Below are 14103 nucleotides of genomic sequence, written 5' to 3'. Positions count from 1 at the left end.
CCGGAGCCTGTCATCTTCACAAAGACAGGACATTCCCGGCTTTCAAGTGTCCTAAAAGCAGTCCCAGCAATAAAAAGGAAACCCGCAGCGATGGCGTACTACCGCACTCCTCATGACGTTACCGCTCTGCCCGCCTGGCAAGCGCTCAATCAACATCGCCAAGCCATGCAGGATTTCAGCATGCGCGAAGCCTTTAATGCCGATCCCCAGCGCTTTACCCAGTTCACCTTGAGCAGCTGCGGACTTTTCCTCGATTACTCGAAAAACCTGATCACCAGCGAAACCCGCGACCTGCTGGTAGGCCTGGCCAAGGAAGTCGACCTTCAGGGCGCGATCAAGTCGCTATTCAACGGCGAGCCGGTCAACTCTTCCGAAGGCCGTCCGGCGTTGCACACCGCACTGCGTCGCCCGGTGGGTGACAAGCTGTCGGTCAACGGCGTGAACATCATGCCGGACGTGCACAAGGTGCTGAACCAGATCACTGACCTGGTCGGCCGCATCCACGACGGCCTGTGGCGTGGCTACACCGAGAAGCCGATCACCGACGTGGTGAACATCGGTATCGGTGGCTCGTTCCTCGGCCCGGAGCTGGTGTCTGAAGCGCTGTTGTCCTACGCCCACAAAGGCGTGCGCTGCCATTACCTGGCGAACATCGACGGCAGCGAGTTCCACGAGCTGACCATGAAGCTGCGCGCCGAGACCACGCTGTTCATCGTCTCGTCAAAATCCTTCAACACCCTCGAAACCCTGAAAAACGCCCAGGCCGCCCGCGCCTGGTACCTGGCCCAGGGTGGCTCGGAAGCCGAGCTGTATCGCCACTTCATCGCCGTATCGAGCAACAACGCGGCGGCCGTGGCCTTCGGTATCCGCGAAGAGAACATTTTCCCGATGTGGGACTGGGTGGGCGGTCGTTACTCGCTGTGGTCGGCCATCGGCCTGCCCATCGCGCTGGCCATCGGCATGTCCAACTTCAAGGAACTGCTGTCCGGCGCCTACACCATGGACCAGCATTTCCAGACCGCTCCATTCGAGGCGAACATGCCGGTGCTGCTCGGCCTGCTGGGCGTGTGGTACGGCAACTTCTGGGGCGCGCAGAGCCACGCAATCCTGCCGTACGATCACTACCTGCGTAACATCACCAAGCACCTGCAACAGCTGGACATGGAATCCAACGGCAAGAGCGTGCGCCAGGACGGTACGCCGGTTTCCACCGACACCGGCCCGGTTATCTGGGGCGGCGTAGGCTGCAACGGCCAGCATGCTTACCACCAGCTGCTGCACCAGGGCACCCAACTGATCCCGGCCGACTTCATCGTGCCGATCGTCAGCTTCAACCCGGTTTCCGACCACCATCAGTGGCTGTACGCCAACTGCCTGTCCCAGAGCCAGGCCCTGATGCTCGGCAAGACCCGCGCCGAGGCTGAAGCCGAGCTGCGCGACAAGGGCATGGACGAAGCCGAAGTGCAGAAGCTGGCACCGCACAAGGTGATCCCGGGCAACCGTCCGAGCAACACCATTGTGGTTGAACGCATCAGCCCTCGCCGTCTTGGTGCACTGGTGGCGATGTATGAGCATAAAGTGTTCGTGCAGAGCGTCATCTGGGGCATAAACGCGTTCGACCAGTGGGGCGTGGAGCTGGGCAAGGAGCTGGGCAAAGGCGTCTACAACCGCCTGACCGGCACCGAAGAACAGCCTGCGGACGATGCGTCAACCCAGGGGTTGATCAACTACTTCCGCGGCCGTCACCGCGGTTGATGGTATCAGCACTACAATGAGGGTCTGAACCTGCGGGAGCGGACCCTTGTAGGAGCTGGCTTGCCAGCGATGCAAACACCTCGGTGAAACTCAATACCGAGGTGATGCAATCGCTGGCAAGCCAGCTCCTACGAGGGTCGCAAAGCTCCCCTCTTGTCGCAAAAAACAAGAATAAGGATCCCTCATGTTCGATATCAGCACGTTCCCCACCGCCGATGCCGTCCGCCGGGCTGCGCAACTCAGTCAAGAGGACTACCAGCGCCTCTACCGCCAATCCGTCGAGCAACCCGATACGTTCTGGGCCGAACAGGCCAAGCGTTTTCTCGACTGGAGCACGCCTTGGCAGACCGTCCAGAAATCCGACATCAAGACCGGCGCCGCGCAATGGTTTGCCGGAGGCCAGCTGAACGTCAGTTACAACTGCATCGACCGTCACCTCGCGCAACGCGCTGATCAGCCGGCCTTCATCTGGGAGGGCGATGATCCTGCGACGTCTTCCAAAATTACCTACCGCCAGCTCCACCAAAACGTCAGCCGCCTGGCCAACGTGCTGAAAAGCCGTGGCGTGAAGAAAGGCGACCGGGTGTGCATCTACATGCCGATGATTCCCGAGGCGGCCTACGCGATGCTGGCCTGTACGCGGATCGGTGCGGTGCATTCGGTGGTGTTTGGCGGATTCTCGCCGGACGCCCTGCGCGACCGCATTCTCGACGCCGATTGCCGCACGGTGATCACCGCCGATGAAGGCGTGCGCGGCGGCAAGCCGGTGGCGCTGAAACAGAATGTCGACAAGGCCCTGGCCAGTTGCCCGGGTGTCAGCACGGTACTGGTGGTGCAGCGCACTGGCGCGGCAGTCAATTGGACTGAAGGGCGCGACCTCAAGTATCAACAGGCCCTGGATGCAGCCAGCGACGACTGCCCGCCCGAGCCGATGGATGCGGAAGACCCGCTGTTTATCCTCTACACCTCCGGCAGCACCGGCAAACCCAAAGGTGTGTTGCACACCACCGGCGGTTACCTGCTGCAGGCTGCGATGACCTTCAAGTACGTGCTCGATTACCGCGAAGGCGAAGTGTTCTGGTGCACCGCCGATGTCGGCTGGGTCACCGGCCACAGCTATATCGTGTACGGGCCACTGGCCAATGGTGCGACCTCGCTGATGTTCGAAGGCGTGCCGAGCTACCCGGACAGCTCGCGGTTCTGGCAGGTGATCGACAAACACAAGGTCAACATCTTCTACACCGCGCCGACCGCGTTACGCGCGCTGATGCGGGAAGGCCACGGCCCACTGGAAAACACTTCCCGCGCCAGCCTGCGCCTGCTGGGCAGTGTCGGCGAGCCAATCAACCCGGAAGCCTGGGACTGGTACTTCAATGCCGTGGGCGAACAACGCTGCCCGATTGTCGACACCTGGTGGCAGACCGAAACCGGCGGCATCATGCTCAGCCCGCTGGTCAGCGCCCAGCGGATCAAGCCCGGCTGCGCCACCCAGCCGATGTTTGGCGTGGTGCCGGTGCTGCTCGACGAGCAAGGCAAGGAAATCAGTGGCGCCGGCAGCGGCGTGCTGGCGATCAAATCCAGCTGGCCAGGGCAGATCCGCAGCGTGTACGGCGACCCTCAGCGGATGATCGACACCTATTTCAAACCCTACCCCGGCTACTACTTTACCGGCGACAGCGCGCGGCGCGACGAGGATGGTGACTACTGGATCACCGGCCGCATCGACGATGTGATCAATGTTTCCGGGCACCGCATCGGCACCGCCGAAGTCGAAAGCGCCCTGGTGCTGCATGATCAGGTCGCAGAAGCCGCGGTGGTCGGTTATCCACACGACGTAAAAGGCCAGGGCATCTATGCCTTCGTCACGCCCATGAATGGCGTCGAGCCCGACGACGCGCTGAAAAAGCACCTGCTGGACCTGGTCAGCAAGGAAATCGGCAGCTTCGCCAAGCCCGAGCTGATTCAATGGGCGCCGGCCTTGCCGAAAACCCGCTCAGGCAAGATCATGCGGCGGATCCTGCGCAAGATTGCCTGCAACGAGCTGGACAGCCTGGGAGATACATCCACACTGGCCGACCCGAGCGTGGTGGACGGCCTGATCGACAAGCGCCTCAACCGCTAGGAACCCATGGAATTCATTCGCAGCCGCATCGAAAACCAGCTGATGAGCCTGACCGGCTTGTCGCTGGGCCAACTCGACCTGGAGAACCCCAAGGGCGATCCGGGTCTCTTTGGGCCGAACTCGGTGAGCTGGAAGGTCCATGGCGACTTCAGCAGCATGTTGATCGGCGGCATCAGCGCGTTGATGTTGCAGGCATTGCACCCGCTGGCGTTGGCCGGCGTGTGGGACCACTCGAACTTTCGGCAGGACATGCTGGGGCGGTTACGACGCACCTCGCAGTTCATTTCCGGCACCACGTTTGGTTCGCGGCGTGACGCCGAATGGCTGATCGAGAAAGTGCGCACCATTCACCTGCAAGTGGTCGGCCATGCACCGGACGGCCGACCGTATGCCGCCAGTGATCCCGAGTTGCTGACCTGGGTGCATGTGGCGGAGGTCAGCAACTTTCTCGCGGCCCACCTGCGTTATCGCAACCCGGATTTATCTCCGAGGGATCAAGACCGGTACTACAGCGAAATCGCCCTGGTGGCCGAGCAATTGGGCGCGCGCCATGTGCCGCGTTCGCGCCAGGAAATTTCCGATTACCTTGAGCGTATCCGTCCGCAACTGCTGTGTGACCAGCGCAGCCACGAAGTCCTGCGCCTGCTGCTCAATGCGCCGTCTCCCAGCACCCTGGCCAAGCCGTTTGGCTCGCTGATGATGCAGGCCGGTATCGACCTGCTGCCGGACTGGGCCAGCGACATGCTCGGGCAGAAGCAAAGCCCGATCCAGCGCCAGATGATTCGTGCCGGGGTCAGGCGCAGCGCGCCGTTGTTGCGCTGGGCCATGCGCAATGGTTCGGTGCAGCGGGCCCACAGGCGAATGGGCCTGCTGGAGCCATAACTGTTAAACTCCCGCGCCCCAATTACTCTGCAAGGCGCGCACTATGTCTTCCTTGAATCAGGCGCTGCGCGCCGCCCTCGATCATCGCCAGGACCTGCTCGCCGAGTTGCATGCACAAGGTACCGATTGCTATCGCCTGTTCCACGGCAGCCAGGAAGGCGCCGGCGGCCTGACGATCGACCGCTACGGCCCACAACTGCTGGTGCAGAGTTTTCACCAGTCGCTGGAAAGTGACGACTTGTTGCACCTGCATCAAGCAATCAACCAGCACCTGGGGCTTGAACTGCTGCTGGTCTACAACGACCGCTCCCGGGGCAACTCGCGCATCGACCGTGAAGACACGGTGTACCGCGCCGAGCCCGCAGCCCTGGAAGACCTGGTCGGCCACGAATGGGGCCTCAATTACCGCGTGCGCGGCCGCCATGCCGGGCAAGACCCGCTGTTGTTCCTGGACCTGCGCAACACCCGTGGCTGGGTCATGGCACACAGCGCCGGCAAAAGCGTGCTGAACCTGTTTGCCTACACCTGCGGCGTAGGCCTGAGCGCCGCTGCCGGTGGCGCTCGTGAGGTGTGCAACCTGGACTTTGCCGAGGGCAACCTGGCGGTCGGTCGCGAAAACGGCCAGCTCAACCCGCAATTGCCGACGATGGAATTCATCCAGTCCGACTACTTCCCGGCAATCCGCCAACTGGCCGGCCTGCCCATCAGCCAGCGTCGGGGGCAGAAGCTGCCGAGTTACCCGCGCCTGGAGCAGCATCAATACGATCTGGTACTGCTCGACCCACCCGCCTGGGCCAAGAGCGCCTTCGGTACCGTCGACCTGCTGCGCGACTACCAGAGCCTGCTCAAGCCGGCGCTGCTGGCCACGGCCGACAACGGCGTGCTGATCTGCTGCAACAACCTGGCGAAAGTCGGCATGGACGACTGGCGTGACCAGGTCCTGCGCTGTGCGGAAAAGGCCGGGCGCCCGGTGCGCGACTGGCAGGTCATGACACCCGGCGCAGACTTCCCGTCCCACGACCAGCAACCACCGCTGAAGACCCTGATCCTGCAACTGTAGGACTTGTCCCAAAAGGGTCAGGGCGCAGTAATAAAGGCCCGGCTCTTCGGAACCGTAAACCCGTGCCATACTCCAAGGCACTCTTGATTGACATAGATGGCGTCACATATGCCCAAAGGATTGATTCGCGCCGCTGGCGCCTTGCTGACCGCCCTTGCCCTGTACAGCTTGCTGGGCTTCCTGATTCTCCCCGGCATTGCCCTTCGCGTGGCCAACCAACAGTTGGCCAACTACGCCACGGTGCCGGCGCGTGTCGAGCGTATCGAGCTCAACCCGTTCAGCCTCGAACTGACCGTGTGGGGCCTGAATATCGGTGAGCCGGGCAAGGAGCAAGTGGCCTTTGAACGCCTCTATGCCAACCTGCAGATCGACAGCCTGTGGACCCGCGCCCTGCACCTGGCCGACGTACAACTCGACAAGCCCAAGACCGAGCTGCTGTTCGACAAATCCGGCCAGCTCAACCTGGCGCAGCTGTTCAAACTCCCGGCCAGCGAACCGACACCAACCGATCCAAACGCCAAGCCATTTCCGCTGCGCATCGATAACATCAAGCTGGCAGGCGGCTATGTGCACTTCCAGGATTTGCGCCCGAGCGAGCCGATCGAGTTTCTCTACGACAAACTCGATTTCGAGCTGAAAAACCTCAGCACGCTGCCCGATGACAACGCCGACATGACCCTGGTAGCAGCCGGCCCTGAAGGCGGCCAGATCGACTGGACCGGTAACTTCAGCCTGATCCCGATCGCCTCCGAGGGCAAACTCAAGGTTACCGACGGCAAGATGAAAGTCTGGTGGCCGTATGTGCGTGACGCGGTGCCGCTGGTTCTGGAAGACGGCATCCTCAACTTCAGCACCGACTACAAGCTGAGCCTGGCCAAGGAAACCGAGCTGAACCTGACCAACGTCGCCCTGAGTGTCGCGCCGTTTGCGATCAAGGCACCGGATGGCCGGCCGCTCGCGCGCCTGCAGAAGCTGGACGTCAGCGAAACCACCGTGGACCTGGCCAAACAGCAAGTGATCGTCGGCAAGATCCGCAGTAATAAACTCGAAACCTGGGCCGCCCTTGAAGCCGACGGCCAGCTGGACTGGCAGAAGCTGTTTGCCAGCCAACCGAGCAAACCTGCAACTGCACCCGCAGCCGAGCCAGCCACCGCACCCGCTACCGCCGACTCGCCAAAACCTGCACCGGCAGCGCCGAGCAAGCCTTGGCAAGTGCTGCTCAAGGACGTGCAACTGCGCGACTATCAAGTACATCTGGCTGACCGCTCGGCCAAACCGGCAGTCGCCCTGGAAGTCGGGCCGCTGAACCTTGACCTGCAGGGTTTCGACAGCCTTAACCAGAGCCCGTTTACCCTCAAGCTCGATACCGGCGTAGGCAAACAAGGCAAGCTCGAGGCGACCGGCCAGGTCAACCTGAGCCCGGTCAGCGCCAAGCTGAAAGTGGACACCAAAGACATCGACCTGCGCGTCGCCCAGTCCTATATCAGCCCGTTTATCCGCCTGGAACTGCGTAGCGGCATGCTCGGCAGCAACCTCGACGTGAACCTGAAAAGCACCGACCCCCTGGCATTCCAGGTGACCGGCCGGGCCCAGGTCGACCAGTTGCACACCCTGGACACCATGAAGACCCGCGACTTCCTCAAGTGGCAGCGCCTGGTGCTGGAAGGCGTGAATTATCAACATGGCGACAGCCTGTCGATCGACAAGGTCAACCTGTTGCAGCCCTATGCGCGCTTCATGATCAACGATGACCGCACCACCAACATCGATGACCTGCTGATCCCGCAGCCGGCCAACAGCCCCGGCAAGTCCGCGGCGAAACCAGCGGCCAGCAAAGAGAAGCCCCTGGGCATTCATATTGGTCAAATTGCGATCAACGACGGCTCGGCCAACTTCGCCGACTTCAGCCTGACCCCGAACTTCGCCACGGCCATCCAGCAGCTCAACGGCCAGATCGGCACCATTGACAGTCGCCAGGCCAAACCGGCGAGCGTCGACGTCAAGGGCAAGGTTGACCGTTATGCACCGGTCACCATCAAGGGCAGCGTGAATCCGTTTGACCCGATGGCCGCACTGGATATCGCCACCAGCTTCAAACGCGTCGAACTGACCACCCTGACGCCATACTCGGGCAAGTTTGCCGGGTTCCGCATCCGCAAGGGTCGGCTCAACCTTGACCTGCATTACGTCATCACCAAGGGCCAGTTGAAGGCCGAAAACAAGGTGGTGGTCGAGCAACTGCAACTGGGTGAGAAGGTCGACAGCGCCGACGCCGTGGACCTGCCGATTCGCCTGGCGATAGCCCTGCTCAAGGACTCCGACGGCAAGATCTCGATCGAACTGCCGGTGACCGGCGACTTGAACAACCCGCAGTTCAGCGTCATGCCGATTGTCTGGCAGACCCTGCGCAACCTGGTAGTGCGTGCGGCCACGGCGCCATTCAAGTTCATTGGCGGCCTGATCAGCGGTGGTGGTGCTCAAGACCTTGGCAACGTGTCGTTTGCCGCAGGCTCCAGCGAGCTGAGCAAGGATTCCCAGTCGGCCCTCGACAGCCTGGCCAAAGCCCTCAAGGAGCGCCCTGCGCTGCGCCTGGAGATCGAAGGCACCGCCGCTGCCAGCAGTGACGGCCCGCTTTTGGCCGCACAACGGCTGGAACGCGAATACCAGTACAACTACTACAAGATCCTCCAGCGCCGTGGCGACAAGGTGCCGGCCCAGGCGTCGCTGCTCGAAGTACCGGAAAAGGAAAAGGCGCCGCTGCTGGAAGGCATCTACCGCACCCGCCTGAAACAACAGCCTCCGGCCGAATGGAAAGACCTGAGCAATGACGAGCGCACCGCCAAGCTGCGGGACGGTGTGATCAAGTTCTGGAGTGGCAGTGACGTGTTGCTGCGCCAACTGGGCCAGGACCGCGCCAGCGCGATCAAGGACTACCTGGTAGACAAGGCGCAGCTGGAAGATGAGCGGGTTTACTTTATCGATGCAAACCTTGGGGAAGCGGAGAAAGATGGTCGGGTGGTAACACCGATGCATCTGGATGCCGAATAAACCGGCACCCGCTGAGCACCTGTGGCGAGGGGGCAAGCCCCCTCGCCACAAGAGCCTCGCTGACCTCCCCACTTTTCTACCCACAATAGAACAGGCCCCGACACAAGTGCCGGGGCCTGTAATGACCACATCCGTGTGGTCGGTCGCATGAACCTGTGAGGTGCATTGAGCGGATAACTAGACTCGCTCGTGGCCGCCTCCGCCTAGCTCAGGCGATTCGTTAAGCGTTACTCTGCTTTCAGGCCGTCGGCCGATACAGCTTTAACGCCTTTGATTTTCTTGGTGATGTTCACCGCGGTGGTTTTCTGCGCTTCAGTCACTGCGACGGTCGACGACAGGGAAACTACACCTTTGTTGGTTTCGACTTTGATGTCGGTGCCAGGAATACCTTTCTCGGTTACCAGGTCAGCTTTCACTTTGGTGGTGATCCAAGTGTCCGAGGTGGACTCTTTGGCACCAGCAGCTGCGCTTTTGGTTTTGTCGACGTTATCAGCCTTGGTAGCGCCGCCAGCCATCAGGCCGTCAGCCGAAACTGCGGTCACGCCTTTGATTTTCTTGGTGATCGCTACAGCAGTAGCTTTCTGAGCGTCAGAGATAGCAACTGTCGAGGACAGGGAAACCACACCTTTGTTGGTCTCAACCTTAATGTCCGAACCAGGAATACCTTTCTCGGTCAGCAGGTCAGCTTTGACTTTGGTGGTGATCCAGGTATCCGAAGTGGACTCTTTAGCCTTAGTGACTTCACCGGCCGCCAGCGTCATAGGGGCTTGGGAAGTCTGAGCAAAGGCTACGTTAGCACCCATGGCCAGGGTCAGAGCGGTAGCAGTAGCGAGAGCGAACTTCTTCATACGAGTAACTCCTGTTTTATTAAAAGTCTGCAGTATGTAAACCTTGATGCTGCAGCGTTAACAGGGATATTGCAGACAGTGTGCCAACTCGACGTGGCCAATTAAATCCTTATAAAACAACACGTTATGAAAACAGGTGATTTTCGGAATCGTGCAACTTGCATGAAGACGAACGTGCCTGCATGCAAGTTGCGGCTTTTGGGGTATGGCTAAACGCCTGATTTCGCGACAGTTTCCCGCAGGCATAAAAAAAGGACTCCGAAGAGTCCTTTTTCAGCTTGCAGCGACGGGGTGATTAAACGCCCGAAGCCTTGGCTGCTGCTACGTCCTTGATGGACAGCTTGATACGGCCGCGGTTGTCCACGTCCAGTACCAGCACTTCCACTTCCTGGCCTTCTTTCAGGATGTCGGTCACTTTCTCAACGCGAGCATCGCTCAGCATGGAGATGTGAACCAGACCGTCCTTGCCCGGCAGGATGTTGACGAATGCGCCGAAGTCGACGATGCGCTCAACCTTACCGACGTAGATCTTGCCGATCTCGGCTTCAGCAGTGATACCCAGGACGCGCTGACGTGCCGCTTCAGCCGCTTCCTTGGTTTCGCCGAAGATCTTGATCGAGCCGTCGTCTTCGATGTCGATCGAAGCCTTGGTCTCTTCACAGATCGCACGAATGGTCGCGCCGCCTTTACCGATAACATCACGGATTTTGTCGGTGTCGATTTTCATCGCGATCATGGTCGGAGCATTTTCCGACAGTTCGGTACGGGACTGGCCAATGATCTGGTTCATCTGACCGAGGATGTTCAGGCGCGCTTCCAGGGCTTGGCCCAGAGCGATTTCCATGATTTCTTCGGTGATGCCCTTGATCTTGATGTCCATCTGCAGCGCGGTAACACCTTTGGCGGTACCGGCTACTTTGAAGTCCATGTCGCCCAGGTGGTCTTCGTCGCCCAGGATGTCGGTCAGGATGGCGAACTTTTCGCCTTCTTTAACCAGGCCCATGGCGATACCGGCAACCGGTGCCTTCATCGGAACGCCGGCATCCATCAGAGCCAGGGAAGCGCCGCAGACCGAAGCCATGGAGCTGGAACCGTTGGACTCGGTGATTTCCGACACAACGCGAATGGTGTACGGGAACACGTCGGCGGCAGGCAACATGGCTGCAATCGAACGACGGGCCAGACGGCCGTGACCGATTTCGCGACGACCAGCGCCACCCATGCGACCACACTCACCTACCGAGAACGGAGGGAAGTTGTAGTGCAGCATGAACGGGTCTTTTTTCTCGCCTTCCAGGGTGTCCAGCAGCTGTGCGTCACGGGCAGTACCCAGTGTTGCAACAACCAGGGCCTGGGTTTCACCGCGGGTGAACAGGGCCGAACCGTGGGTTTTTGGCAGAACGCCGACTTCGATGTTCAGCGGACGTACGGTGCGGGTGTCGCGGCCGTCGATACGTGGCTTGCCGTCAACGATGTTTTCGCGAACGGTGCGGTATTCGATTTCGCCGAAGGCTGCTTTGACTTCGCTGGAAGAAGGCTGGCCTTCTTCACCGGAAAGCTTGGCAACAACCTGGTCCTTCAGCTCACCCAGGCGAGCGTAACGGTCGGCCTTGATGGTGATGGTGTAGGCGTCGGAGATAGCGGTGCCGAACTCGGAGCGGATAGCGCCCAGCAGTGCGGTAGCTTCTGGCTGAGGAGCCCAGGTCCAGGTTGGCTTGGCAGCTTCAGCGGCCAGTTCCTTGACAGCGTTGATCACAACCTGGAACTCGTCGTGAGCAAACAGTACAGCGCCCAGCATCTGGTCTTCGGTCAGCTCTTTGGCTTCCGATTCAACCATCAACACGGCTTCCGAAGTACCGGCAACGACCATGTCCAGGCTCGAAGCTTTCTGTTGTTCGTAAGTCGGGTTCAGCAGGTAGCCGGTGCTTTCGTGGAATGCAACACGGGCAGCGCCGATCGGGCCATCGAAAGGAATACCGGAGATGGCCAGGGCCGCCGAGGTACCGATCATCGCAGCGATGTCCGGATCGGTCTTCTTGCTGGTGGAAACGACGGTGCAGACAACCTGCACTTCGTTCATGAAGCCTTCTGGGAACAGCGGACGGATCGGACGGTCGATCAGTCGGGAAGTCAGGGTTTCTTTCTCGGAAGGACGGCCTTCACGCTTGAAGAAACCACCAGGGATCTTACCTGCAGCGTAAGTCTTTTCCTGGTAGTGAACGGAAAGAGGGAAGAAGCCTTTGCTTGGGTCAGCGGTCTTGGCGCCTACAACGGTCACCAATACGGTGACGTCGTCGTCAACGGTAACCAGCACTGCGCCGGAGGCTTGACGGGCGATACGGCCTGTCTCGAGGGTAACGGTCGACTGACCGAACTGGAATTTTTTGATAACCGGGTTCACGGTGTCCTACCTTCTTTGTGGCTCTTGGGGAACTTGTCTTCTTGCGAAATTCTTGGGCAATGTCGGGAATCGGCCCAACGCCTGTCCAGGGTAAAACGTGTATCCAGATAAAACTTGAGGCTGGAAGCCTGCCATGGGCCAGCGGGAAACCCACTGACACACGACAGCCAACCAACCTCTAGCGCAATCGCTTATTAGCGACGCAGACCCAGGCGACCGATCAGAGTCTGATAACGACCCAGATCCTTGCCTTTCAGGTAGTCCAGCAGCTTACGGCGCTGGTTTACCATGCGGATCAGACCACGACGGGAGTGGTGATCTTTACCGTTGGCCTTGAAGTGACCTTGCAGCTTGTTGATGTTGTGGGTCAGCAGTGCAACTTGCACTTCTGGCGAACCAGTGTCACCAACAGCTTGCTGATAGTCAGCAACGATTTGTGCTTTTTCTTGAACGTCGAGAGCCATGAGGCAATCCTTTTTTCAGGAAACCACCCAAAGGGCAGTTTCAACAGGCCAGGGACAAATCCCTGTATCTAAAAATGAGTAGTGACCATGCCTGCTAACAGCCACCCTCGTTCCAGTTTGCGTAAAAGCTACTGCGCTTTACCACAAACTGGTTTCGGTCATTCTGACCGAATCAGTCGACGCGGCGCGATGCGCCCGTCTTCGCTCACTTCACCGATACCGATAAAGCGACCGTTGTGATCTTGTACCCGCACCATGCCGAACTTCGGGGCATCCGGTGCACGTACCGGCTGGCCGTTAAGCCAGTAGAACGCGCTGTGCTCCGAGAAGTGCAGCAATGGCCAATCCAGTAAACCGCTGTCCGATGGCATCAGGAAGCGATCAACCGCTTCGTTGCCGCCTTCGGCATGCACTGCTTCCAGCTCTTCCAGCGTGACCGTCTGGGCCAGGGTGAAAGGGCCTGCCTGGGTGCGTCGCAGTTCTGCAACGTATGCGCCACAGCCTAGTTGCTCACCGATATCTTCCACGAGGGTACGGATATAGGTGCCTTTGCTGCAGTCCACCGCCAACCGGGCAGTGTCGCCTTCAGCGGCGAGCAATTCCAAGCGCGCAATAGTAACAGAACGCGGTTCGCGCTCCACCACTTCCCCTGCACGTGCCAGCTTGTAAAGAGGCTGGCCATCACGCTTGAGAGCCGAGTACATCGGCGGTATCTGACTGATTTGCCCACGAAAAGCAGGTAAGGCAGCTTCGATATCAGCACGACCAACGGTCACCTCGCGAACCTGCAAAACATCACCTTCGGCGTCTGCCGTGGTGGTGGTCTTGCCCAGTTGCATCAGGGTTTCGTAGCCCTTGTCGGAATCGAGCAGGTATTGCGAAAACTTGGTGGCCTCGCCGAAGCACAACGGCAACACGCCGGTGGCCAAGGGGTCGAGGCTGCCGGTGTGCCCTGCCTTCTCGGCATTGAGCAGCCAGCGAACCTTCTGCAACGCCGCATTGGAGGTAAAACCAATGGGTTTGTCGAGCAGAATGATGCCGCTGACATTACGACGGATGCGTTTGACCTGAGCCACCGATTACTCCTTGGCGTCTTCAGGCGTGGCGGATTCCGGGTGCTGATTGTCTTCAGCCACGGCCCGCTCGATCAGTGCCGACAGGTGCGCGCCACGCACGACACTTTCGTCGTAGTGGAAGTGCAACTGAGGAACGCTGCGCAGTTTCATTTCACGGGCCAACTGCATACGCAGGAAACCTGCGGCGGAGTTGAGCACCTTGATGCTTTGCGCGATTTCTTCGCTGTTGTCCTGGCCCATCACGGTGATGAAGATCTTGGCGTGACCAACGTCACGGCTGACTTCAACGGCGGTGATGGTGACCAGGCCAACACGTGGGTCTTTTACTTCACGACGGATCAGCTGTGCCAGCTCACGCTGCATCTGATCGCCGATACGTTGGGTACGGCTGTATTCTTTTGCCATGTCTTGTTACCTGTTGCTGCCACACGGTGAAACCCGTGGGGT

Annotated in this window: 10 protein-coding genes; 5 read left to right on the top strand and 5 right to left on the bottom strand. The window is 59.7% G+C overall.

The features are described 5' to 3' along the window. Window positions 1–90: 90 nt before the first annotated feature. From pgi to A462_RS10680, 5 genes are all read left to right on the top strand, one after another. The gene (gene pgi / locus A462_RS10660; protein ID WP_003212168.1) at window positions 91–1755 is read left to right on the top strand and encodes a glucose-6-phosphate isomerase; all 1665 of its coding nucleotides are present in this window, start codon (window positions 91–93) and stop codon (window positions 1753–1755) included. Between the two features lie 184 nt (window positions 1756–1939). Continuing rightward, on the top strand, window positions 1940–3877 hold the full coding sequence (gene acs / locus A462_RS10665; protein ID WP_008436869.1) for an acetate--CoA ligase: 1938 nt from the start codon (window positions 1940–1942) through the stop codon (window positions 3875–3877). 6 nt (window positions 3878–3883) lie between these two features. Next, entirely contained in the window at window positions 3884–4759 is an 876-nt protein-coding gene (locus A462_RS10670) for an oxygenase MpaB family protein (protein ID WP_008436867.1), read from the top strand. 43 nt (window positions 4760–4802) lie between these two features. Next, window positions 4803–5819 carry a class I SAM-dependent rRNA methyltransferase gene (locus A462_RS10675; RefSeq protein WP_008436849.1) on the top strand — a complete coding sequence of 339 codons (1017 nt, stop codon included), beginning with the start codon at window positions 4803–4805 and terminating at the stop codon, window positions 5817–5819. A gap of 108 nt (window positions 5820–5927) precedes the next feature. Further along, window positions 5928–8867: a DUF748 domain-containing protein gene (locus A462_RS10680; RefSeq protein ID WP_008436847.1), complete on the top strand. Its 2940-nt coding sequence runs from the start codon at window positions 5928–5930 to the stop codon at window positions 8865–8867. 227 nt (window positions 8868–9094) lie between these two features. Here A462_RS10680 and A462_RS10685 read toward each other — a convergent pair whose 3' ends face one another. The 5 genes from A462_RS10685 to rbfA all read right to left on the bottom strand — a co-directional run bounded on the left by A462_RS10685 (window position 9095) and on the right by rbfA (window position 14061). Next, a complete protein-coding gene (locus tag A462_RS10685; protein ID WP_003212178.1) occupies window positions 9095–9715 on the bottom strand; it encodes a BON domain-containing protein in 621 nt (206 codons plus the stop codon). A gap of 295 nt (window positions 9716–10010) precedes the next feature. Then, the gene (pnp, locus tag A462_RS10690; protein ID WP_008436846.1) at window positions 10011–12116 is read right to left on the bottom strand and encodes a polyribonucleotide nucleotidyltransferase; all 2106 of its coding nucleotides are present in this window, start codon (window positions 12114–12116) and stop codon (window positions 10011–10013) included. 194 nt (window positions 12117–12310) lie between these two features. Further along, window positions 12311–12580, bottom strand: a complete 270-nt coding sequence (rpsO, locus tag A462_RS10695; protein WP_003177875.1) for a 30S ribosomal protein S15 — start codon at window positions 12578–12580, stop codon at window positions 12311–12313. 158 nt (window positions 12581–12738) lie between these two features. After that, a complete protein-coding gene (truB, locus tag A462_RS10700; protein WP_003212182.1) occupies window positions 12739–13656 on the bottom strand; it encodes a tRNA pseudouridine(55) synthase TruB in 918 nt (305 codons plus the stop codon). 3 nt (window positions 13657–13659) lie between these two features. Beyond that, window positions 13660–14061, bottom strand: a complete 402-nt coding sequence (gene rbfA / locus A462_RS10705) for a 30S ribosome-binding factor RbfA (protein WP_003212184.1) — start codon at window positions 14059–14061, stop codon at window positions 13660–13662. Window positions 14062–14103 lie beyond the last annotated feature (42 nt).

This window comes from Pseudomonas sp. Ag1, assembly GCF_000278565.1.
Lineage (GTDB): Bacteria > Pseudomonadota > Gammaproteobacteria > Pseudomonadales > Pseudomonadaceae > Aquipseudomonas.
The sequence above is the reverse complement of the archived record's forward strand: the minus strand, read 5'-3'. Positions and strand labels throughout refer to the sequence as shown.

What these genes read in the sequence shown, in the direction of transcription:
- pgi (WP_003212168.1), top strand. Translation starts at nt 91, where the DNA reads ATGGCGTACTACCGCACTCCTCATGACGTTACCGCTCTGCCCGCCTGG.
- acs (WP_008436869.1), top strand. Translation starts at nt 1,940, where the DNA reads ATGTTCGATATCAGCACGTTCCCCACCGCCGATGCCGTCCGCCGGGCT.
- A462_RS10670 (WP_008436867.1), top strand. Translation starts at nt 3,884, where the DNA reads ATGGAATTCATTCGCAGCCGCATCGAAAACCAGCTGATGAGCCTGACC.
- A462_RS10675 (WP_008436849.1), top strand. Translation starts at nt 4,803, where the DNA reads ATGTCTTCCTTGAATCAGGCGCTGCGCGCCGCCCTCGATCATCGCCAG.
- A462_RS10680 (WP_008436847.1), top strand. Translation starts at nt 5,928, where the DNA reads ATGCCCAAAGGATTGATTCGCGCCGCTGGCGCCTTGCTGACCGCCCTT.
- A462_RS10685 (WP_003212178.1), bottom strand. Translation starts at nt 9,715, where the DNA reads ATGAAGAAGTTCGCTCTCGCTACTGCTACCGCTCTGACCCTGGCCATG.
- rpsO (WP_003177875.1), bottom strand. Translation starts at nt 12,580, where the DNA reads ATGGCTCTCGACGTTCAAGAAAAAGCACAAATCGTTGCTGACTATCAG.
- rbfA (WP_003212184.1), bottom strand. Translation starts at nt 14,061, where the DNA reads ATGGCAAAAGAATACAGCCGTACCCAACGTATCGGCGATCAGATGCAG.